The organism is Olivibacter sp. SDN3, assembly GCF_014334135.1.
Classification (GTDB): Bacteria; Bacteroidota; Bacteroidia; order Sphingobacteriales; family Sphingobacteriaceae; genus Olivibacter.
Genome location: NZ_CP060497.1, coordinates 5,788,757 through 5,809,818 on the forward strand (window position 1 = coordinate 5,788,757; position 21,062 = coordinate 5,809,818).

Genomic DNA, 21,062 nt, shown 5'->3' on the forward strand with positions numbered 1-21,062 from the left:
AAAAATTGTACTTTTACGGTGATGACATCTCCAACGTATTCCAACAGGCTAAAAAATTTCTTGTTCTCCAATACCGGTCCGGGCATTTTGCTCATGGCCTGCGTAGTGATATCCTTAACCGTTGCCAATTCTCCATTAGGGGCAGGCTTCGAGAAATTTCTTGACAAAGAAATTGGTTATGAGTCGCAGGCACTGCATCTCAGATATCCAATTATATTATGGATAAACGACGGCCTGATGGCCATTTTCTTTCTGTTGGTTGGACTTGAAATTAAGCGCGAACTTATGGATGGAGAGCTTTCATCCGCCAGAAAAGCGGCGTTACCGGTATTTGCCGCGCTGGGGGGAGTGGTTATGCCCGCTGCTATTTATGCTTTGTTAAACCATGGCACGGAAACGGCTTCCGGCTGGGCCATTCCTATGGCTACGGATATCGCTTTTGCCCTGGCTATCATAACACTCTTGGGGAAAAAAGTACCTATCACACTCAAGATTTTTCTGGCCGCGCTGGCTATTGTGGATGACTTGATGGCCATATTGATCATTGCGATATTCTATTCCGGAGACCTGCACTATGACTACTTAATGTATGCCGCGCTGTTGGTTGCCGGCCTTTTTACGCTCAACCGCTTAGGTGTAAAGAACACGGCCGCCTACCTGGTTCCAGCGATCTTCATCTGGTACTTCATCCACCACTCCGGTATACATGCTACCATTGCCGGTGTGCTGACGGCTTTCACCATTCCGAGCAAAAGCAATGGAAACGCGGAATCGCCATTGCTCAAGCTGGAACATGCGCTTTCCCGGCCGGTCAATTTATTGATTATGCCCATATTCGCTCTTGCCAATACTAATATCACTTTTGTTGAAGGCATGTTCGATGGGTTAATATCACCATTAGGACTGGGTATCGTATTGGGCCTTTTCATTGGTAAGCCTTTGGGTATATTCCTGCTTTCCTGGATTTCGGTAAAATTAGGTATATGTGCCATGCCCAGCCACGCTGGTTGGAAACACTTATTGGGTGTAGGCATGTTGGCAGGTATCGGTTTCACCATGTCTATTTTTATTGCTTTGCTATCCTTCTCCGGAGAGGAATTGCTGACGGCAGAGGCAAAATTTTCCGTTTTGGTTGCCTCCGTGATCTCCGGTGTTGTGGGATCGATTTTCCTTAGTAGTATCAGCAAAAAGACGGACAATAAATCAGCATCAACAAACGTAGAAATAGCTAAAGAATCTTAAACAAAATCGTAACCAAATATGATCCAGTCAATTTTAGTCCCTACCGATTTTTCCGAGAATGCGGGATTGGCGCTACGATATTCCCTGGCCATTGCCAAAAGATTTGATTGCAGGGTGCATGTCATGCATGCGTTCACGGCCTTTCAATCCAGCTTTCAGAATGAAGCTTCCAATCGCGAGGATCTGATCCGTGCAGAGCAGGAAGCTACCGAAGAAATGGACAGCTTTCTGAAAACGGAGACTACGGAAGACCTTGCCATCTACATCAGCTCCAGCCTATTTAAAGGAAATATTGTGGAAGCTGTGGCCCAGGCGATAACTGCTGCAGGGTCTGATCTTATCATCATGGGTACCAAAGGCGCTTCAGGTTTAAAACATACCCTGATCGGCAGCAGCTCCTTTGAGGTTGCCAAAAGCTCTCCCGTGCCGTTGATCGTGGTTCCAGAAGAGACGCAGAATTTCAAACTTGAACAGATCGCCTTCCTCACCGACTATGCAAACAGCGACATCAATGCGCTGAAAACACTCAAAGGTTTGTTCGGGTCAACCAAGAGTTCCTACAGATTCTTTCACATGAAGCTGTCTGAAGAAGACTCTTCGGAGACCGATCGACACATCTTAGCGGAGTGGGTACAGTCACTCAAAAAAATAGTTCCGCTCGACAACGTTTCTCATGAACTGGTGCAGGGCGAAGAAAGCCTGGCTTTGGTAAACGAGATAGCAGAGCGGAACAATATCGATCTCCTGGTACTCACCATCCGTAAAAAAAACTTTTTTGAGAAACTGTTCCAGAAAAACCTGGTGAAGGCGATTGTTCACCAGTCTAAAACGCCTGTGCTGATACTTCAAATTGCCGTTTAATAATCTTAAAACGTAATATTAAAATGCAAAATAAAAAGTTATAAAACACTGGTTGATGAACTAAATAAGCTTTTTATTATGAGCGCATAAAATCGGATTAGCGGTTTTGCTTATGTGGTTTAGACGGGTAATTACGACAGTTATCGCATATATGTGTTATCTTATTACTTAAGACAAATTTTGATATCAACCTTCAGTTGGTTTAGGAAAAATTGATATTTTGATGGCTTCTGTTGCTTAAGTTGTCGATGGTGGCCTTAAGTTTTTTTGCAATTCGCCTCGGTTACATCTTCTATCAAAGCCACGATTTCCATTAAATCTTCAATTTGGTTTGAATTCTACCCACTAAAGAATATCTTAAGGGTAAGATGCTTTTTATAGCTTTTTTTCTCTTTTTTATTTCTATGCAATTCCTTGTTAATCAGTTGAATAAAATTAACATAAGGACTAACGGTAGCGGTTAAAAATTTTAAATTTTCAAACGTGAACTTTTCTAGAAATATCGAACCAATTATCTTTATTTTTTCATAACTATCTGATTATATGACGTCCTATAAACTCTTGACTGTATTGCTTGATCCGTTCCCGTACGTTCCGAAACTGTTCCATAATTTTAGCCTCAGTACCAACTGCCTTTGCAGGATCTGAAAAGTTATGGTGCAATTTGATAGCCCTTGAAGGAAAATAGGGACAACGTTCCCTAGCGTTATCGCATACGGTGATCACATAATCGAAATTAATGCCTGCATATTCATCGATATTATTGGATGTATGAGAGGAAATGTCAATACTAACTTCTTTCATTATAGCAATAGCCCGTGGATTAACTCCATGTGTTTCCACACCTGCGCTGTATATTTCGGCTTTGCCTTCTGCAAAATGTTTCAGATAGGCTTCCGCAATTTGACTTCGGCAACTGTTACCTGTGCAGAGTACTAAAATTTTTTTCATATGACCTAGATTATTGGATTGTGTGACACCTGCAGTTTGGATCATCGCAAGATTCTTGTGGTTTTTCACCATATATCGTTATACTGAATATTCCGCCATCCTCTTTTCTGAAATTTTCTATTTCTTCTTCAGTTAAATAGTTATTAAGAATATCATCGGGAATGAAGATCTGCTTTTCCTTTTGTAACGCCATCTCTGTAAAACCATTTGAGACAATCAGGGAAAGATATTCATCTTTATCGATAGCGCCGGAAACACAACCGGCATACATCTCGGCAGCGGTACGGATTTTTTCCGGGATTTTACCCACTAATACGATATCCGAGATACTGAAATGCCCACCGGGCTTTAGTACACGGTAAATCTCTTTAAAAACTTTGTCTTTATTAGGTACTAGATTGAGTACGCAATTGCTTACAACCACATCGACTGTATTTGACGATATGGGCATTTGCTCGATATCTCCTTCACGGAACTCCACGTTATTGTAGCCCAGCTTTTCGGCATTTTCACGGGCTTTATTGATCATGGCTGAAGTAAACTCAATACCGATTACTTTACCGCTTTCTCCTGTTTCATGACGAGCGATAAAGCAGTCGTTCCCCGCCCCGCTTCCCAGATCTATTACTGTGTGTCCTTTTCTGATCTGTGCAAACTGTGTGGGAAGTCCACAACCAAGTCCCAAATCGGCATCTGAACTGTAACCTTTCATGTTGGAATAGTCATCGTTCATAATGTTGTAAACTTCATCCGAACAACATCCTGATCCACAACAGGAGGCTTGATTGGCTTCCTTGTTCTGTAAGGCAATCTGACCATACTTTTCTTTTACCAGTTCTTTTAGTTCTTTCTCTGTTTTCATCATTCTATAATTATCGTGTTATCGCAATATTACGATTATATTGGTTAAAAAATTTTTAGCAGCACTTTGCTCCGCTCAGGTCGACCTCTTTGAAAAAGTCATTAAAAAGCATGCGATACTGATTCCATACAACTGGGTTGACACAATAGCAAACGCTTGCCCCATCGATTGACCCCTGAATAATACCCGCTATCTTCAGTTCCTTTAGATGTTGTGAAGTTGTGGCCTGCGCAAGTCCGAGCTCCTCTACCAGATCACCGCACACACAGGCATTTTTTCTGACAAGATATTGCAAGATAGCAATCCTCGCCGGATGTGCGATGGCTTTGGCCATCACCGCCATTTCATTCTGTTCCTTGCTGAATAACCCTGATTTCGTTGCTCCCATATTATTTACAACCTATCGCAATATTACGATTAAATTTTAAAAAATCACAACTTATTAAAAAAAATAAACAATAAGGCTGTAAGAAAATTTACAACTAAAAATCGATCATTGAATCCAATAACCAATGTTACAAATACGTAAAGCATTAAAAACTTAATATATTTTGGACGTACTTTGTTACTTGGAACATTGGTTGGGGAATTGTCTGGCTGGCGAAGTAACTTTGGCTAGATTAATTTAGATAGAAGACACCTTTTATTTATTAGGTCCTTTCTATGACTTCTTCTCTTTTTTCAGCATATTTTCAATTTCATCATATTTATTCTAGGCTCCACTTTCATCTGTCAGACTTGTTATTTCCCTTAATTCCTCCATAAATTGGTTCGAGTTTTGCCCAATTAGGAGCTCCTAAGGTATCCGCCCTACGAACTACATATTTGATTTTTCAATAATTTGTTTATAGTTCTGTGGATAGAGGTCTTTCAGTTTTTTATGGTTGATGGACATGATATTTTCCAGCGTGTATTTTAGCCACAGGAAAGGGTTCACGTCATGTTTTTTGCAGATGGCAAAGAAGGAGTAGATCATAGCTGAGCGCTGAGCAGCTTCGTGGCTACCTGCGAAGAGGTAGTTTTTACGGCCGAGCGCTACCGGGCGAATGGCGTTCTCGATAAGGTTGTTGTCAATCTGCAGATTTCCGTCGTTAAGATAAGCCGAAAGTGCATCCCAGCGCGCATGGGCATAAGCCATGGCCTTTCCGATCTGGCTTTTAGGAAGTGTGTTTTTTATTTCTTGGAAGATCCATTTTCCCATTTCGTTGATTACAGGTAAGGCTTCTTCCAGCCGCAGCTCCTTGACCTTGTCGGCTGAAAGTTGTTCTTCTTTGGCCCTGCGTTCAATTCCATAGAGTTTCTGTATCATCAGCAGGGCCTTTTCGGTCCTTGGGCGGTCATTCTGCAGGGCTTTCTCGAACTCACGGCGTGCATGTGCCCAGCACGCCAGATGGGTGATCTCTTTCTTTGTGCCATATTTATCATATGCCGCATATCCATCCGTCTGGAGGTAACCCTTAAAGTTATCCAGCATGGATTTAGGCACGTGGCCGCCACGTGAGGGATTATAATCGAACAGCACGGTTTTGTCCAACGGCGAGTGGTACACCCAATAGTATCCCTGGTGGGTGGCGCCTTTTTTATCGCTGTCCAGCACTTTTATTATCGTCTCATCTACTTGCAGGTATCCTTTTGCCTTGGTGTCAAAGACCAATTGCTCATAGAGCGGTTCGAGTTTGATCAGGGCTTCCTTTGTCCAGCCTTCGATGGTCGAGGAGGCGATCCGTATGTTCTCCCTTGCGAAGATCTGCTTTTGGCGGTAAAGCGGGAGATGATCCATATATTTACCCGTCAGTATCATCGCCAGTAGACCTGCTCCGGGGATACCTTTGTCGATAACCCGCTCGGGAAGTCCGCCGATACGCACGCCATCTCCATTTTTAGGCGTGTATTTATAGCGGATGTAGCGGTTGATATAGAATTTGGCAGGTTCGCACTCCAGTTCCTCGGTGATTTCCTTGCCGATGCATACCATATCGGCAAGGTCGCCCTGGGGATGTATCTCTATCTCTACCACAGGAAGGTGTTCCGGTAATTTCGCACGTCCCCTGTGGTTTGGACGCTTGCGTGTATACTCGATCTTCTGTTTGGTTTCTTCCTGCTGTTGCTCTACTGCTGTGGGCTCTGCCTGAAGCGGGAGTGTGGTCTGGTTGGGGTCGCCTTCAAAGCGTTCGCGCTTCTGCCCGAACTGCATCCGCTTGTACATGGCAAGCTGGGATTCCAGGTATCCGATCTTTTCGTCTTTAGCCCCAAGTGCCTCGTGCTGCTTGGAAACAAGCTTTAAAAGCTCCTCTTTTGATAGGTTTTCCAGCGCCGTTCCCATACGCTAAAGATACGAAATTACCTGCGTTTATACAATCAAAAAAGCTGTTTTTGGACCAATGAATAACGTTTTTTCCGTATGCTCTTCACTACCTGTATCCCCTCGACCATCAGGACCAGGTCGCTCCAGGAAAGTTCTCCCTTTTTCAGTTCCGATATCCCAAAAGTCCCCTGCTCCAGACGCTTGTAGTACAGCACAAAGCCACCGTATTCCCAGTGCAGCAGCTTGATGTGGGTACGGCTACGGTTCAGGAACACGAACACCTCGCCACTGGTGGGATGGCGCCGCATCACCGAAATCACCAGGCCGCATAGACCGTCAAAACTCTTGCGCATGTCGCAGTGGCCATCATATAAATAAAAACGGTGCGAGGAACCCAGCGAGAACATCAGTAAAGGCGGATCAACCGGGACAGAAGACCAAGATCGGTGTCCAACTTGATCCGCACACCATTGGGATAGATAACCTCAACTTCGCTTTTTTTGCAGGACTTATCGATAGCTATAAAGCGACCGCTGACCGCGCCGTCTTCTTTGCTGCGCGAAAACCAATAATAAAAGGTGGCTTCATTGATCCCGTTTTCCGAACAGTAAGCTTTCTTGCTTTTTCCGCTCTGTTGCCAGTCTGCTATCATCGAAAGCATCTGTGCTCGTTTTGCTTCTTTGCTCATCCAGCAAAGTTCTGCATTATACAACCCTCATGAAATATGCATTTGGTCGGGCGGATACACGTGCGAAATTACCGGAACACCTTCCTGTGGTAGAGATAGAGATACATCCCCAGGGCGACCTTGCCGATATGGTATGCATCGGCAAGGAAATCACCGAGGAACTGGAGTGCGAACCTGCCAAATTCTATATCAACCGCTACATCCGCTATAAATACACGCCTAAAAATGGAGATGGCGTGCGTATCGGCGGACTTCCCGAGCGGGTTATCGACAAAGGTATCCCCGGAGCAGGTCTACTGGCGATGATACTGACGGGTAAATATATGGATCATCTCCCGCTTTACCGCCAAAAGCAGATCTTCGCAAGGGAGAACATACGGATCGCCTCCTCGACCATCGAAGGCTGGACAAAGGAAGCCCTGATCAAACTCGAACCGCTCTATGAGCAATTGGTCTTTGACACCAAGGCAAAAGGATACCTGCAAGTAGATGAGACGATAATAAAAGTGCTGGACAGCGATAAAAAAGGCGCCACCCACCAGGGATACTATTGGGTGTACCACTCGCCGTTGGACAAAACCGTGCTGTTCGATTATAATCCCTCACGTGGCGGCCACGTGCCTAAATCCATGCTGGATAACTTTAAGGGTTACCTCCAGACGGATGGATATGCGGCATATGATAAATATGGCACAAAGAAAGAGATCACCCATCTGGCGTGCTGGGCACATGCACGCCGTGAGTTCGAGAAAGCCCTGCAGAATGACCGCCCAAGGACCGAAAAGGCCCTGCTGATGATACAGAAACTCTATGGAATTGAACGCAGGGCCAAAGAAGAACAACTTTCAGCCGACAAGGTCAAGGAGCTGCGGCTGGAAGAAGCCTTACCTGTAATCAACGAAATGGGAAAATGGATCTTCCAAGAAATAAAAAACACACTTCCTAAAAGCCAGATCGGAAAGGCCATGGCTTATGCCCATGCGCGCTGGGATGCACTTTCGGCTTATCTTAACGACGGAAATCTGCAGATTGACAACAACCTTATCGAGAACGCCATTCGCCCGGTAGCGCTCGGCCGTAAAAACTACCTCTTCGCAGGTAGCCACGAAGCTGCTCAGCGCTCAGCTATGATCTACTCCTTCTTTGCCATCTGCAAAAAACATGACGTGAACCCTTTCCTGTGGCTAAAATACACGCTGGAAAATATCATGTCCATCAACCATAAAAAACTGAAAGACCTCTATCCACAGAACTATAAACAAATTATTGAAAAATCAAATATGTAGTTCGTAGGGCGGATACGATGATCATAGGTGTGAAACTTTTTATAGTACCTGTCGCTACCTTCTTTTTTGGCTGTCCGGTTAATTTCTTCCCTGTCCAAAAATTTTATCAGCTGACTGACCAGCGGCTGTCCGCTGAAATAATTACTTTTGTTCATACTTTTTTGTGTGGTAACTCAAAAGTATAAATCCTGGAGCAGTTCGATTAATTTCTACTGCTCCTTTTTATTTTTCCCCGGACAACAGTGATTCTTTATTAAAAAAGTATATGGATGTTGATCCTCAACACTTGCATATGAAAGATGTACATGGGGAGTATTATCAAATGACTTCCGATATAGCATTAATGTTGCCTCTATTGGAACTGACAAACTACGATCAAGTTTGTTTTATGCATAATGTAATGTACTTTTATAGATTACATCAACATAATGACCATATAATTGATAGGAATCTTCAATTGGCCATAGAATTAGAGATTAGATCCAAAAAGTCCTTAAAATTGACTTCCGAATAATTTTAGGAATGGTCTAAGTAAAGAAATCGGCTTAATTTAGTTTTTTTTGATAAGAGGTATCATCTCAGGTTATGGCCGCACTTGAGAATATTTTCGCTTCTACTGTTAAACATGTCAATAGCATCGAGATTAAGGCTCATCTTCAATAAAATATTTTAAATGGCTTTGAAAAATAATACGCACAAGCTAAGATTTTATAAAAAATTATTATAGGTTTGTGTCTCAACTTTTCGTGTGCTTAACTGGTATTCGGTTGATGTTTTCACACTGATATACTAATTAATAAACGCTAATTATATTATTTAAGCAATGAGCGGTGATTATCTCTTGAAAAAATATCCCAATATTACAATCTCGAATTCGATCAGTAAGAATGAAATTTGTATAATTGAAAGCAGAGTTCACGGATTGTTCGCTTGTTTGTATTGCCTATTGTATGGACTATATATAGCTGAAATAGAGGGTTTGAAACCAATACTATATTTAGGACCAGAACACATGTATTTCGAAAAAAAATATGGAGATAATTGTTTTAACTATTATTTTAAGAGTCCTCGAAAAAACGTAACACTTACAGAAAAAAATTTTTTGGGACGAATCACAATCGTAAATCCGGCGGTATTTTTAAGATGGTGCAGAATCTCTACCCTCGAAAAAAAAATATCAAATTTACTGATTGAAAAACATTTCAAGCTGAAACGATTCATTGCAGATGAAATTTTAGACTTTCAGAAACAAAAATTCGATGGTCATAAAATATTGGGAGTCCATTATAGAGGTACGGATAAAATAACCGAAGTCAATATAAGTCCATTTGAAACCTATTTAAAGCAAATAGACAATCTCCTTGAACATAAAATATTCGACAAAGTATTTTTTTGCTCCGACGAAATTGTATTAAGAAAGAAAATGAAGACTAGATTCAAAGACAAAGCGATCATTTACGACCTTAAAGGTACTTATAAGTTTATCAAAGAAAATCCAGGTAACGGTATTCATTTTACAGCTACAACTCCTTTTTTAAGCGGTAAAGACGCCGTTATAGAGTGTTACTTACTTAGTCGTTGTAGCGCATTAATGAGTTCGTTTCATTCATCATTTTCGTTATTTGCAACTTTTATCAACGTAAATATACCCCATATCATTATTGAACCATAAATTATAAATCCATATGAAAAAATCTCATTTTAAAGATGATCAAAAAATCCCTATATTAACCTATTATTCCCAGTCTCACGAAATATTATTTAAACGGTATTTTCAAACAAGTTTTAACGCACATTTAACAAACGACTTTAGGCTCGTAGTAAAAAAAGCGAGCCAAAAGTGTAATGCGGTGTTCAGGCAAGATAGCTGGAACGAACAAGTAAAAGAAAAAATTATCTACGTAAACAATTTTATTCAGAAATCAGCGTGTAAATATTTCTTATTCTCGGATGTCGATATTGTATTTTTTAAGAACTTTAAAACTGAAATATTACAAGAATTAGGTTCTTGTGACGCAATATTTCAAAGCGATACGGGCGAAAAAACAACATATCACAATTTATGTTCTGGATTCTATTTCTGTAAAATAAATCCAAGAACTAAATTTTTCTTTAATCAGCTAGTAATAAACTATAAAGACTATTTATCTGATCAACAAAATCTAAATTATCTACTTCCAAATAGCGGCCTCCGGTATACTAGACTTTCAAAAAAGTTCTTCAATTTTTCATATAAAGGTGAGAGAGTTTGGAAGTCAGGGGATGAGATCGCATTTCCCAGTTATAGTATTTCTATGTATCATGCAAACTACACTATAGGAACCGAAAACAAAGAGTATCTTTTAAAAAATTTTATCAAATGGAATCAGGGAAGGATGTTTCGATAAAACGTGGCTTATTTCTAATCTGTTGCTCTATATCTTTTTGCAATGGACGATTTATTACCTGATCATTGTTTTCATGTAATCGATATATATAAAGTGGATATTTGTTAAAATAAATTCTCGATAGGCCAGCTATTTCCATCAATGGAAGCATAAGAGCCATATCATAAGTCATACTAAAGATTTCTCCTTTTTGATCTTTATAGGCGTAAAGCTCTTGATCTTGTCGCAAAAACTCTTTATAAACCTTATATTTAAAAGTTTTCAAATGCGATGCTCGATAGACATGATTTCTAATGTCTTTAAATTCCTGGAAACTATAACTTGAACAATTTCCGAAGTATCCATTCGATGTGATATATTGGCCATAGCTAACTAGGCATTTACTAACTTCATAAATGCTATTAACGAAGTCAAAAGCAAATTCATCAAACAGGTAATCATCTCCATCTATTATAGCGATTATATCTTCATCGTTAAAATCAGTCTTACTTAAAATATCGTTAATATTACATAATGCGTACATCCTTTTACTCACAGAGACAACCGAAAAGTTATCATTTTTTGGTATTAGTGATACCGAGTTATCATTGGAACAATCATCAATAAATATCACTTCAAAGTTCTCGTATCTTTGACTCAAAATAGATTGACAACATTCCGATATAATCTCTCAGCATTGCGAAATGGGACTAGTGCAACAATTTTATTCTTTTTTTGGTGCCGGATAGAATTTGAACTTTTGACAATGTTGTCCTCTTGATAATTTCTATGCTTACAAACTAAGGGAAATGTTGATATGCATTTTCGTTCTGTTATCTTCGAAAGAAATGCTCCGACAGACATATCATTAGTGACCTCTGAGAGCCTTTTGAGAGCATAGCCATATATTGATGAGAAAAGAACGATAAAAGTAATATCGTCAAAATTTGAGATATAATCAAGTTTTGCTGACAATGGAAATTTTATATCGTAGCAGTCCTGGTAGTCACATACCATTAAATGCATATTATGCTCAAAGGCCTGAAAAATCATATCCAAAAAGCTATTTTTACTATAAAAATTAGTGAAAGTCTCAGCCCTATCACAAATAACTATAACATCATGCTTTTTCCACTGAGCGTCTTCTAAAATCCTCCTTAATTTTACAAGGTGGTTATTTTGTCGATCCAAGTTGGCTTCTTGCTGAGGGACATTAAATAGCTTAAACTCACTTCTGTCTTCACCCTTTGAATTCAAAAGTAAACCCAGATCTGTATTCATAGTATAGAGTGGAACAAAAAATCAGTGTTCATAAATAAATAATAAATATAACTAGATTCATCTACAATCAGTTTGTATCAGCCCACCGTTTTGTTCTTGACTTTCGAACTCTCTCACTTTATCTAAAGACAACTAATAGCAGTCATCTATTGGTTATTACTAAGTTTATACCAACATTAAAATTTTACTAATATAATAGCCATATATCCATAAACAGCCTTTCAAGACACCTTACCCCAAAATTAGAATCGGGAACGATTTCATCTCGACGGCTAAGGTTCATATCTAGATAATCACGCAAAAAAAAGGTATGTGATTTATATTCAGTATAAACATCAAAGTAATCTTTGAAACCGTCATTTTTATAGATGTTCCACATCTTTAAGTAATAACCACGAAATTGACTTTCGATTTCCCAATTCATTGTTATATTACCTATTATCGCTATTCTACTTGAAGAGTATAATAATATTTCTTTCAATCCATCATTAATATGCTTGCAATCATTAGTGTCCGGTTAAATTTCGAAGCGGCAAAAAAAGCCTGTTTGTTTTCTACTGAACGATGTTTTTCTGTTTAATGCCGATAGCATGGTCATGTCTGAAAGATATTTAGCTGATTTTGATCTTCTAATGTTAACTTATTCCAGTGCACGTTAGGATTATCCAGGAACTTAAAGAGATTGATATAAGTTAAAGCGTGGTTTCTGATAAAGGACACCATGTTGGAAAAGGCCCATCTACGTTTTGTCCTTTCTTTAATTACCAGCAGGATGAGCTGCGCGATCAGCGACACCCAGATCTGGATCTCAATGGCATTCTGCGATTCCCCCAGGAAATATTTAAGGGGGAAGTTCTGTTTAAGCCTTTTGAACGTATCCGCCCGGTGAACTACGTGTTAGATTGTTCAATAATTTGTTTATAGTTCTGGGGATATAGATCTTTGATTTTCTTGTGGTTTATAGACATGATGTTTTCCAGTGTATATTTCAACCACTGGAACGGGTTTACTTCATGTTTTTTGCAGATGGCAAAGAACGAGTATATCAGTATCCGCCCTACGAACTACATATTTGATTTTTCAATAATTTGTTTATAGTTCTGTGGATAGAGGTCTTTCAGTTTTTTATGGTTGATGGACATGATATTTTCCAGCGTGTATTTTAGCCACAGGAAAGGGTTCACGTCATGTTTTTTGCAGATGGCAAAGAAGGAGTAGATCATAGCTGAGCGCTGAGCAGCTTCGTGGCTACCTGCGAAGAGGTAGTTTTTACGGCCGAGCGCTACCGGGCGAATGGCGTTCTCGATAAGGTTGTTGTCAATCTGCAGATTTCCGTCGTTAAGATAAGCCGAAAGTGCATCCCAGCGCGCATGGGCATAAGCCATGGCCTTTCCGATCTGGCTTTTAGGAAGTGTGTTTTTTATTTCTTGGAAGATCCATTTTCCCATTTCGTTGATTACAGGTAAGGCTTCTTCCAGCCGCAGCTCCTTGACCTTGTCGGCTGAAAGTTGTTCTTCTTTGGCCCTGCGTTCAATTCCATAGAGTTTCTGTATCATCAGCAGGGCCTTTTCGGTCCTTGGGCGGTCATTCTGCAGGGCTTTCTCGAACTCACGGCGTGCATGTGCCCAGCACGCCAGATGGGTGATCTCTTTCTTTGTGCCATATTTATCATATGCCGCATATCCATCCGTCTGGAGGTAACCCTTAAAGTTATCCAGCATGGATTTAGGCACGTGGCCGCCACGTGAGGGATTATAATCGAACAGCACGGTTTTGTCCAACGGCGAGTGGTACACCCAATAGTATCCCTGGTGGGTGGCGCCTTTTTTATCGCTGTCCAGCACTTTTATTATCGTCTCATCTACTTGCAGGTATCCTTTTGCCTTGGTGTCAAAGACCAATTGCTCATAGAGCGGTTCGAGTTTGATCAGGGCTTCCTTTGTCCAGCCTTCGATGGTCGAGGAGGCGATCCGTATGTTCTCCCTTGCGAAGATCTGCTTTTGGCGGTAAAGCGGGAGATGATCCATATATTTACCCGTCAGTATCATCGCCAGTAGACCTGCTCCGGGGATACCTTTGTCGATAACCCGCTCGGGAAGTCCGCCGATACGCACGCCATCTCCATTTTAGGCGTGTATTTATAGCGGATGTAGCGGTTGATATAGAATTTGGCAGGTTCGCACTCCAGTTCCTCGGTGATTTCCTTGCCGATGCATACCATATCGGCAAGGTCGCCCTGGGGATGTATCTCTATCTCTACCACAGGAAGGTGTTCCGGTAATTTCGCACGTCCCCTGTGGTTTGGACGCTTGCGTGTATACTCGATCTTCTGTTTGGTTTCTTCCTGCTGTTGCTCTACTGCTGTGGGCTCTGCCTGAAGCGGGAGTGTGGTCTGGTTGGGGTCGCCTTCAAAGCGTTCGCGCTTCTGCCCGAACTGCATCCGCTTGTACATGGCAAGCTGGGATTCCAGGTATCCGATCTTTTCGTCTTTAGCCCCAAGTGCCTCGTGCTGCTTGGAAACAAGCTTTAAAAGCTCCTCTTTTGATAGGTTTTCCAGCGCCGTTCCCATACGCTAAAGATACGAAATTACCTGCGTTTATACAATCAAAAAAGCTGTTTTTGGACCAATGAATAACGTTTTTTCCGTATGCTCTTCACTACCTGTATCCCCTCGACCATCAGGACCAGGTCGCTCCAGGAAAGTTCTCCCTTTTTCAGTTCCGATATCCCAAAAGTCCCCTGCTCCAGACGCTTGTAGTACAGCACAAAGCCACCGTATTCCCAGTGCAGCAGCTTGATGTGGGTACGGCTACGGTTCAGGAACACGAACACCTCGCCACTGTGGGATGGCGCCGCATCACCGAAATCACCAGGCCGCATAGACCGTCAAAACTCTTGCGCATGTCGCAGTGGCCATCATATAAATAAAAACGGTGCGAGGAACCCAGCGAGAACATCAGTAAAGGCGGATCAACCGGGACAGAAGACCAAGATCGGTGTCCAACTTGATCCGCACACCATTGGGATAGATAACCTCAACTTCGCTTTTTTTGCAGGACTTATCGATAGCTATAAAGCGACCGCTGACCGCGCCGTCTTCTTTGCTGCGCGAAAACCAATAATAAAAGGTGGCTTCATTGATCCCGTTTTCCGAACAGTAAGCTTTCTTGCTTTTTCCGCTCTGTTGCCAGTCTGCTATCATCGAAAGCATCTGTGCTCGTTTTGCTTCTTTGCTCATCCAGCAAAGTTCTGCATTATACAACCCTCATGAAATATGCATTTGGTCGGGCGGATACTGATCATCTGGTAACGATGTTAATGACAGTAATAAGTGGATGCAGTTCATTGCGGGAGATTTCAGGCTTGTTTCTGGCCTGCCAGGGACGTATCGGCCATCTGGGACTGAAGGACTTTCCCCGACGGAGCACATTTGCCGAGGCCAACAGCAAGCGCAGCAGCGAAGTCTTCGCTAAGATCTACCAAAAGCTCTATAGGCGCTACCGTTCATTTTTACCGGACAGCCGGAATGAAAGATTGCCGGTAAATAATCTGTATATTGTGGATTCCACCACTATAAGCCTTTTCAGTGATGTGCTCAAAGGTGCCGGGCGTAACCCCAAAGAAGGGAAAAAGAAAGGGGGCATCAAGGTGCATACCATGATCAATTCACGGGAAGATGTGCCTTCGCTGGTACGTTTTTCATCGGCAGCCACCCATGACCATGTATTCCTGAAGGAACTGGCGCTTAAGAAAGGATCCTTTGTGGTATTTGACAAAGGTTATGTTGATTATGCCCAATATGCCAGCTGGGATATGGAAGGCGTGTTCTTTGTGACACGTCAGAAGGAAAACGCTGTTTATGAATCATTAGAGCAATTTAGAGTCCACCAAAAGGATGCAGACCGTGTAATGGAGGATGAGGTGATCAGTATAGATGTAAAAGGCAGCCCTTTATTATTGCGCAGGGTATACTATTATGACCATGTAAACGATAATGTCTATGAATTTCTCTCCAACAACTTCGAGCTGGAGGCCACAGCTATCGCCGATATTTACCGGCAGCGATGGTAGATAGAATCGCTGTTTAAACGGCTAAAACAGAACTTTCCCCTTAAATATTTCCTGGGGGAATCGCAGAATGCCATCGAGATCCAGATCTGGGTATCGCTGATCGCGCAGCTTATCCTGCTGGTAATCAAAGAAAGGACAAAACGTAGATGGGCCTTTTCCAACATGGTATCCTTTATCAGAAACCATGCTTTAACTTATATCAATCTCTTTAAGTTCCTGGATAATCCAAACGTGGACTGGAATAAGTTAACATTGGAAGATCAAAATCAGCTAAAGATCTTCCAGACATGACCATGCTATCGGCATTAAACAGAAAAATATCGTTCAATAGAAAACAAACAGCCTTTTTTTGCATGTTGCAAATTTAACCGGACACTAGTGATTTATTATCAAATCACTAACAAATATTTTACTAACACTTTCTGGAATTACACTATTTGTTAACCAAAAATCTTTAGAACGAAGATATTCATTGAACAAACTGTCAAAGTTTTCAAAATGAAAATAAATCATTGTTGTCCGGGGAAAAAAAATAATTAAATATTGTTGAACATTTAAACTGAATATTGTAATTTTGAGAATACTAACGAAAATAAACGCTAAAATAATGACTTGGTTTAAGTACCTTTTAAAATCGAATGATGATGATTCTCATTTGGTAATTAATAGATTGTTAGAGAAGTTTGGAAATCAATTTACCGAACGACAAGTAGCAAAATTATTAGCTTCTCACGAAGAATACCCTTCTCTACTAGCCATTAAAGATGTGCTCTCAAGATACGGTATTGATAGCGACGCGGTGCGAAAAGGGAATTATGCATATTCTGATTTCGAAACTCCGTTTATTTGTTTAATACAACAAGAAGATTGGTCAAGGCCTTCGTTATCTATAGTATTGAACGCTGACGAAGAGGAAATTTGCTATTTGGATCCTATAAGTTCGAAAGATAAAATCGTTAGTGTGTCCGAATTTGAGCAAATAGATAAACAAATTGTGTTGCTTTTGGATGGAGATGGGGCCGTAGATGAAGAAAACTATCAGGAAAATAAAAGGGTACAGTTCCTTGACCGAATTATAGGAAAATTACCCTTGCTGTTGGGTGTGTTTCCGTTGCTTTGGACAGGGGTTTTTCTCCTGTCGGGAAATTTCCATTTTCAGCAACTAATTTCAGTAGCTTTCCTTATTAGCTCGTTTGTAGCCTTGTTTGTATGTATACTACTGTTGTGGCACGAAGTGGACGCTCATAATCCGTTTTTGAAAGAAGTTTGTGGAGGTCAAGGTAAAAAGGCGAACTGTGGTGCCGTCTTAGAATCGAAGAGTTCAACTTTCTTGGGAATAAGCTGGTCTTCGTGGGGTTTTGCCTATTTTGCAACATTCTTTGTTTGTCAGATGTTTTTTCCAGGTCAGGCATTTCATTTGATGTTTTGGTCCGTTGCCTCCATTTTCGTTGCGCCCTATATTCTATTTTCAATCTATTATCAATCTAAGATAGTTAAACAGTGGTGTCCGCTCTGTGTGACAGTGCAGGGGGTGTTATTGTTGAATACAATAATGTCCGCATTAGTACTATTTCATACAATAAAAGAAAATGTTTTAAGCGGATCGTGGCATGATATCGGTCTAATTGTATTTTTGGGTGTCTGTTTTTTGGTTGGAAGCCATATTGCGATTCCTTTACTTAAACAAGCGAAAGACAGCGCCGATTACGAACGTAAGTGGAAAAAACTAAAGTATAATGCGGAGATCTTCCAATCATTACTGGAAAAAAATGAACGTATTACTGTTTCCCCGGATGATATCGGAATTATTATTGGCAATCCGAAAGCAGGACGGGAAATAGTAAAAGTATGTAATCCCTATTGTGGTCCATGCTCTAAGGTGCATCCCATATTGGAGGAATTGATTCGAGAGAATAATGACATCCGACTGCGGATCATCTTTACCGCCAGCGTTGACGAACAGGATATAAAGACCCCTCCTGTGGCCCATCTTCTGGCTATCCAAGAAAAGTACGGGCAAGAAAAAGTACATCAAGCAATGAATGATTGGTATTTGGCAGAAAAAAAGGATTATCAGTTATTTTCATCAAAATATCCGATGAACGGAGAGTTGAAGTTACAACAGAATAAAATTAAAGTGATGCGTGAATGGTGTGATGCTATGAAAATACGGGCTACCCCAACGATTTATATTGACGGTTACGAATTGCCGGACAGTTATAGAATCTACGAATTAAAACATTTATTATAATAGATAAAGATGCCCGGGCCAGTTCGCAATGTACCCGGGCAAAGAGTACTTACTTCGCTCTTATTGTAAAATAGTCAAAGCTGTATGGGTAAGCATCGGCAAATTTAAACAATTTAAATTTGAATAAAATGAAAAAGATTTCATTAAAAAATCTAAACCTCAAAGAGGTAGAACAGTTGTCTAGAGAACAATTGAAAGATGTTTTTGGCGGTAGCGCTAGCGCTAGCGGAACTGATTCGGGTACGTGCGATCCCGATGCCGCCATTTGTAGTGGTGGGTGTACAACTAGTGCCAACACGGCTGGAACATGTAGTCTTTTCCAAGGAATTTGTGCTTGCTATGAAAGTTAAATCAGTTTAATCACTTCTATTTGTTCTTGGCTTCACAAGCCAAGAACAAATTATAAATATGAAAGAGATGTTAACAATGCATAGATTTTTTTTTACTACCCTAATATTATTTTTTAGTTGTTTTATAGTGCACTCACAGGAGTATAAAGAAAATATCATTCAACTGAACTTAGGAGAGCATGCCTATAAAGAGATGATAATTAGGATTCAAGGAGGTGTTAGAAATGGCGCAAATTATGATATGCGGTTCGCGGGTTCCCAAAATGAAAAAATTTGGGGTTTTCGATATCCAGACTCGTTGTATGCAGAAAGTCGTTCTTTTACTATTGATATCCCAACCTACAATGACACAGTCAGTCGTAGGATAGGTTTTAAATATATCAATAATAATGATACGCTTTGGAATACAAGCCTAATTTTTGCAAATTGTGACACGACGTTGATCAGTGCAACTTTTCTGCAGACGGATACGATATCTAAAGTTCTTACAAGAGATAAAAACGGAAATCCTTTGTTCAAAGATGTTTTAATTGATTTCTATTTGTTAACGTCACATCAAGATAAAGAATTGCTATCTTCCATCGAAGCTACTCAAAGTCAATTTTATCGGTATAATGTCGATTCTTCACAGTACGATATAGAAGTAGAAAAGTATATTGATTTAGCGAGAAAATATCCCGACTCCCATTCGCTGATTGAGATTTTGAATTCCCGAAAGGGTAAATTTAATTCAAAAACAGACGTTAAAAAGGTGCTGGACTGCTTTTCCACGGAAAACAGGAACTCTCCCATTGGAAAAGAAATCAATCGATATGTAGCAGATACTTTATTCAGTAATAGTACGTTAACGGCATGGGATACGGATAGTGCGGAAGCGATAGTGCTGGATTCGACAAAATATAATCTGGTTGTGTTTTCAGCTTCTTGGTGTGTGCCCTGTATAGAAGAAATACCTTTATTGAAAAGGATATATAATGATTTATCCGACAAACTAGATATAACTTATGTCTCTATTGATGATTCGACAAAAACAGAAGCGTGGCGTCGGTTAATGAGGGAGGAGAATATTCCGTGGAGAAGTGTTTTAGCGGCAGGTAACATTAATTATATAAGAGAAAAGTATTTTGTGTCCGCAATTCCATACTGTCTTTTTGTTCACCCGGGAGGCGTTAAAGAACCTGTAGAAATTCGACAAACAAAAGTACAAAGCTATCTATACCGAACTATAAAGGAAGAGTAGAGCGCGGGGATATCAATATCATCAAATTATTGAAGTTATATGGCGTAAGTTTAAAAGAATTTAACCCCCTAACTGAAATCTATTATATAGGTGCAGCTGCTTATCAAAACATATTGACCATGTTTTCTATCCAGAGATTACGGATTTATCGAAAGATTATAAAAATATGGCTGTATGGTATTGGAAAGCAAATAAGTGATCAGAAGCGATTGCATCTCAAAAGAAGGCCATTGAGATAGCAGCGACTAAAAAAACCTCTCTAAATCAGAATTAGGTGAATTAGATGCGACCCCCTAAACTTACGAGAAATAAGGTTGCAAGCGTTGGAATGATTTTTATAACATATACAAATTATTCTATGCTTTGGAAAAGTATAGTGTGAAAAAGTTAACTATGAAAAATATAACCGTTCAAACATTATGGATAGATGATACTTTGGGTGAACACCAAAAATGCTGCCTTCAATAATTTATAAACCAAGGTCATGACGTTCATCTGCTATTTTTTCAGATTGGTTTCGAATTAAATTACTACACGATGCTGGAGGATAGTGTGTTGTGTATCACAACTTTTTATGTAAATTGGCCGTTTTATTTTTGCGTAATTCTTTCCCGAATTGAAAATTGTTTATCATAAAAAAGACACTGACTAATTTTTCATTATTTTAACGTGATTTTAGAATATGCAATATTACTCACAAAATGGACAAGACGTATATCTTGACAATTTATTCAAACAGCAAGAAGGAGGAGTTTTCCTTTAGATTGGTGCACATGATGGGATTACGTATAGCAATACTCGTTTTCTAGAACAATATAGACACAGGGAAGGAGTTTGTTTTGAACCGAATAAACTGGTGTTTGAGGAATTAGAAAATAATAGATCTAGCATAAATCTAAATGCCGCTATTCGTAATGATGAAAGAAAACTTTTGTATATGCGAATTTGGGGGTCGTGCGAAATGCTAAGTGGTATGTTGGATTACTTTTATCCAATCCACGTTAATCGAATAAAACGGGAAATGGAAAGAAAGGGGGAGGGTATGAAGTAGAAGAAGTATTGTGTATACCTTTTGAAAATATTATTCTAAAACATTTTAAGGAAAGACACATGGATTATTGCAGCATTGATACAGAGGGTAGTGAATTGACAATATTAAAAAGTATCGACTTCCAAAGTACGATTATATCTGTTTTTTCCATTGAGAACACCTATAAGGATAATCTAATTTACCAACTGCTGAATGAAAATGGTTATCAGTATATTCAGCGGAAGGGAGAGGACGATTTTCTTTTATTTTAAGAGTGG

General features: G+C 40.1%; 22 protein-coding genes and 3 pseudogenes. 11 read left to right on the forward strand and 14 right to left on the reverse strand.

Annotated elements, in window-relative coordinates:
* Nucleotides 1-21: 21 nt before the first annotated feature.
* A complete protein-coding gene (gene nhaA, locus H8S90_RS24415; protein WP_187343177.1) occupies nucleotides 22-1,242 on the forward strand; it encodes a Na+/H+ antiporter NhaA in 1,221 nt (406 codons plus the stop codon).
* An 18-nt stretch (nucleotides 1,243-1,260) separates the two neighbouring features.
* Entirely contained in the window at nucleotides 1,261-2,103 is an 843-nt protein-coding gene (locus H8S90_RS24420) for a universal stress protein (RefSeq protein ID WP_187340371.1), read from the forward strand.
* A gap of 531 nt (nucleotides 2,104-2,634) precedes the next feature.
* On the opposite strand, the gene H8S90_RS24425 is transcribed toward H8S90_RS24420, so the two are convergent.
* The 6 genes from H8S90_RS24425 to H8S90_RS24450 form a co-directional block, all read right to left on the reverse strand.
* Complete coding sequence (locus H8S90_RS24425) at nucleotides 2,635-3,054, reverse strand: arsenate reductase ArsC (RefSeq protein WP_187340372.1); 420 nt, start codon at nucleotides 3,052-3,054, stop codon at nucleotides 2,635-2,637.
* Nucleotides 3,055-3,064: 10 nt separating this feature from the next.
* Nucleotides 3,065-3,919, reverse strand: coding sequence for an arsenite methyltransferase (locus H8S90_RS24430; protein ID WP_255501726.1), 855 nt, complete (start codon nucleotides 3,917-3,919; stop codon nucleotides 3,065-3,067).
* A 52-nt stretch (nucleotides 3,920-3,971) separates the two neighbouring features.
* Nucleotides 3,972-4,304: a helix-turn-helix transcriptional regulator gene (locus H8S90_RS24435; RefSeq protein WP_187340373.1), complete on the reverse strand. Its 333-nt coding sequence runs from the start codon at nucleotides 4,302-4,304 to the stop codon at nucleotides 3,972-3,974.
* 429 nt (nucleotides 4,305-4,733) lie between these two features.
* Entirely contained in the window at nucleotides 4,734-6,239 is a 1,506-nt protein-coding gene (locus H8S90_RS24440; RefSeq protein WP_187340374.1) for an IS66 family transposase, read from the reverse strand.
* 35 nt (nucleotides 6,240-6,274) lie between these two features.
* Nucleotides 6,275-6,628, reverse strand: coding sequence for an IS66 family insertion sequence element accessory protein TnpB (tnpB, locus tag H8S90_RS24445; RefSeq protein ID WP_187340375.1), 354 nt, complete (start codon nucleotides 6,626-6,628; stop codon nucleotides 6,275-6,277).
* Nucleotides 6,628-6,909 (reverse strand): helix-turn-helix domain-containing protein, encoded by a 282-nt coding sequence (locus H8S90_RS24450; protein WP_187340376.1) that lies wholly within the window; start codon nucleotides 6,907-6,909, stop codon nucleotides 6,628-6,630. Before H8S90_RS24450 ends, tnpB (H8S90_RS24445) begins: the two co-directional genes overlap by 1 nt.
* Nucleotides 6,910-6,968: 59 nt before the next feature.
* Here H8S90_RS24450 and H8S90_RS24455 point away from each other — a divergent pair.
* Nucleotides 6,969-8,195 (forward strand): annotated as a pseudogene (locus H8S90_RS24455) (IS66 family transposase); the annotation flags it as partial.
* Here the strand turns inward: H8S90_RS24455 and H8S90_RS24460 are convergent.
* Entirely contained in the window at nucleotides 8,162-8,350 is a 189-nt protein-coding gene (locus tag H8S90_RS24460; RefSeq protein WP_255501727.1) for a DUF4372 domain-containing protein, read from the reverse strand. The pseudogene H8S90_RS24455 and the gene H8S90_RS24460 sit on opposite strands and share 34 nt — an antisense overlap.
* 824 nt (nucleotides 8,351-9,174) lie before the next feature.
* Between H8S90_RS24460 and H8S90_RS24465 the strand changes: the two genes are divergently transcribed.
* Together H8S90_RS24465 and H8S90_RS24470 are read left to right on the forward strand one after the other, a co-directional pair.
* Nucleotides 9,175-9,867, forward strand: a complete 693-nt coding sequence (locus H8S90_RS24465) for a hypothetical protein (RefSeq protein WP_187340377.1) — start codon at nucleotides 9,175-9,177, stop codon at nucleotides 9,865-9,867.
* 13 nt (nucleotides 9,868-9,880) lie between these two features.
* Nucleotides 9,881-10,582, forward strand: coding sequence for a putative nucleotide-diphospho-sugar transferase (locus tag H8S90_RS24470; RefSeq protein WP_187340378.1), 702 nt, complete (start codon nucleotides 9,881-9,883; stop codon nucleotides 10,580-10,582).
* Here the strand turns inward: H8S90_RS24470 and H8S90_RS24475 are convergent.
* From H8S90_RS24475 to H8S90_RS24505, 5 genes and pseudogenes are all read right to left on the reverse strand, one after another.
* On the reverse strand, nucleotides 10,551-11,195 hold the full coding sequence (locus H8S90_RS24475) for a hypothetical protein (RefSeq protein WP_255501967.1): 645 nt from the start codon (nucleotides 11,193-11,195) through the stop codon (nucleotides 10,551-10,553). The two genes, H8S90_RS24470 and H8S90_RS24475, sit on opposite strands and share 32 nt — an antisense overlap.
* A gap of 23 nt (nucleotides 11,196-11,218) precedes the next feature.
* The gene (locus tag H8S90_RS24480) at nucleotides 11,219-11,842 is read right to left on the reverse strand and encodes a hypothetical protein (protein WP_187340380.1); all 624 of its coding nucleotides are present in this window, start codon (nucleotides 11,840-11,842) and stop codon (nucleotides 11,219-11,221) included.
* A gap of 1,064 nt (nucleotides 11,843-12,906) precedes the next feature.
* Nucleotides 12,907-14,411: pseudogene (locus tag H8S90_RS24490) on the reverse strand (IS66 family transposase).
* 35 nt (nucleotides 14,412-14,446) lie between these two features.
* The gene (tnpB, locus tag H8S90_RS24495; protein ID WP_187340381.1) at nucleotides 14,447-14,722 is read right to left on the reverse strand and encodes an IS66 family insertion sequence element accessory protein TnpB; all 276 of its coding nucleotides are present in this window, start codon (nucleotides 14,720-14,722) and stop codon (nucleotides 14,447-14,449) included.
* Between the two features lie 76 nt (nucleotides 14,723-14,798).
* Nucleotides 14,799-15,080, reverse strand: coding sequence for a helix-turn-helix domain-containing protein (locus H8S90_RS24505; protein ID WP_187340376.1), 282 nt, complete (start codon nucleotides 15,078-15,080; stop codon nucleotides 14,799-14,801).
* A 29-nt stretch (nucleotides 15,081-15,109) separates the two neighbouring features.
* On the opposite strand from H8S90_RS24505, the gene H8S90_RS24510 reads away from it, so the two are divergent.
* Nucleotides 15,110-15,913 (forward strand): IS4 family transposase, encoded by an 804-nt coding sequence (locus tag H8S90_RS24510; protein WP_255501728.1) that lies wholly within the window; start codon nucleotides 15,110-15,112, stop codon nucleotides 15,911-15,913.
* Between the two features lie 21 nt (nucleotides 15,914-15,934).
* Here H8S90_RS24510 and H8S90_RS26310 read toward each other — a convergent pair whose 3' ends face one another.
* Complete coding sequence (locus tag H8S90_RS26310; protein ID WP_255501729.1) at nucleotides 15,935-16,099, reverse strand: hypothetical protein; 165 nt, start codon at nucleotides 16,097-16,099, stop codon at nucleotides 15,935-15,937.
* 22 nt (nucleotides 16,100-16,121) lie between these two features.
* The gene (locus tag H8S90_RS26315; protein WP_255501730.1) at nucleotides 16,122-16,268 is read right to left on the reverse strand and encodes a hypothetical protein; all 147 of its coding nucleotides are present in this window, start codon (nucleotides 16,266-16,268) and stop codon (nucleotides 16,122-16,124) included.
* A 252-nt stretch (nucleotides 16,269-16,520) separates the two neighbouring features.
* Between H8S90_RS26315 and H8S90_RS24515 the strand changes: the two genes are divergently transcribed.
* The 5 genes and pseudogenes from H8S90_RS24515 to H8S90_RS24530 all read left to right on the forward strand — a co-directional run.
* Nucleotides 16,521-18,164 carry a vitamin K epoxide reductase family protein gene (locus H8S90_RS24515; protein WP_187340383.1) on the forward strand — a complete coding sequence of 548 codons (1,644 nt, stop codon included), beginning with the start codon at nucleotides 16,521-16,523 and terminating at the stop codon, nucleotides 18,162-18,164.
* Nucleotides 18,165-18,292: 128 nt separating this feature from the next.
* Nucleotides 18,293-18,514, forward strand: coding sequence for a TIGR04149 family rSAM-modified RiPP (locus H8S90_RS24520; protein ID WP_187340384.1), 222 nt, complete (start codon nucleotides 18,293-18,295; stop codon nucleotides 18,512-18,514).
* Nucleotides 18,515-18,641: 127 nt separating this feature from the next.
* Entirely contained in the window at nucleotides 18,642-19,754 is a 1,113-nt protein-coding gene (locus tag H8S90_RS24525; protein ID WP_187340385.1) for a TlpA disulfide reductase family protein, read from the forward strand.
* Between the two features lie 763 nt (nucleotides 19,755-20,517).
* Nucleotides 20,518-20,805, forward strand: a complete 288-nt coding sequence (locus tag H8S90_RS26525) for a hypothetical protein (RefSeq protein WP_370525705.1) — start codon at nucleotides 20,518-20,520, stop codon at nucleotides 20,803-20,805.
* Between the two features lie 2 nt (nucleotides 20,806-20,807).
* Nucleotides 20,808-21,056, forward strand: a pseudogene (locus tag H8S90_RS24530) (FkbM family methyltransferase); the annotation flags it as partial.
* Nucleotides 21,057-21,062 lie beyond the last annotated feature (6 nt).

Excerpts from the sequence above, each read along its gene's own strand:
- H8S90_RS26310 (WP_255501729.1), bottom strand. The coding sequence starts at position 16,099 with ATGGTTTCTGATAAAGGATACCATGTTGGAAAAGGCCCATCTACGTTT.
- H8S90_RS24440 (WP_187340374.1), bottom strand. The coding sequence starts at position 6,239 with ATGGGAACGGCGCTGGAAAACCTATCAAAAGAGGAGCTTTTAAAGCTT.
- H8S90_RS24520 (WP_187340384.1), top strand. The coding sequence starts at position 18,293 with ATGAAAAAGATTTCATTAAAAAATCTAAACCTCAAAGAGGTAGAACAG.
- H8S90_RS24450 (WP_187340376.1), bottom strand. The coding sequence starts at position 6,909 with ATGAGCAAAGAAGCAAAACGAGCACAGATGCTTTCGATGATAGCAGAC.
- H8S90_RS24470 (WP_187340378.1), top strand. The coding sequence starts at position 9,881 with ATGAAAAAATCTCATTTTAAAGATGATCAAAAAATCCCTATATTAACC.
- tnpB (WP_187340375.1), bottom strand. The coding sequence starts at position 6,628 with ATGTTCTCGCTGGGTTCCTCGCACCGTTTTTATTTATATGATGGCCAC.
- H8S90_RS24505 (WP_187340376.1), bottom strand. The coding sequence starts at position 15,080 with ATGAGCAAAGAAGCAAAACGAGCACAGATGCTTTCGATGATAGCAGAC.
- H8S90_RS24510 (WP_255501728.1), top strand. The coding sequence starts at position 15,110 with ATGAAATATGCATTTGGTCGGGCGGATACTGATCATCTGGTAACGATG.
- tnpB (WP_187340381.1), bottom strand. The coding sequence starts at position 14,722 with ATGCGGCCTGGTGATTTCGGTGATGCGGCGCCATCCCACAGTGGCGAG.
- H8S90_RS24435 (WP_187340373.1), bottom strand. The coding sequence starts at position 4,304 with ATGGGAGCAACGAAATCAGGGTTATTCAGCAAGGAACAGAATGAAATG.
- H8S90_RS24420 (WP_187340371.1), top strand. The coding sequence starts at position 1,261 with ATGATCCAGTCAATTTTAGTCCCTACCGATTTTTCCGAGAATGCGGGA.
- H8S90_RS24430 (WP_255501726.1), bottom strand. The coding sequence starts at position 3,919 with ATGATGAAAACAGAGAAAGAACTAAAAGAACTGGTAAAAGAAAAGTAT.
- H8S90_RS24515 (WP_187340383.1), top strand. The coding sequence starts at position 16,521 with ATGACTTGGTTTAAGTACCTTTTAAAATCGAATGATGATGATTCTCAT.
- H8S90_RS24425 (WP_187340372.1), bottom strand. The coding sequence starts at position 3,054 with ATGAAAAAAATTTTAGTACTCTGCACAGGTAACAGTTGCCGAAGTCAA.
- nhaA (WP_187343177.1), top strand. The coding sequence starts at position 22 with ATGACATCTCCAACGTATTCCAACAGGCTAAAAAATTTCTTGTTCTCC.
- H8S90_RS24480 (WP_187340380.1), bottom strand. The coding sequence starts at position 11,842 with ATGAATACAGATCTGGGTTTACTTTTGAATTCAAAGGGTGAAGACAGA.
- H8S90_RS24460 (WP_255501727.1), bottom strand. The coding sequence starts at position 8,350 with ATGAACAAAAGTAATTATTTCAGCGGACAGCCGCTGGTCAGTCAGCTG.
- H8S90_RS26315 (WP_255501730.1), bottom strand. The coding sequence starts at position 16,268 with ATGCAAAAAAAGGCTGTTTGTTTTCTATTGAACGATATTTTTCTGTTT.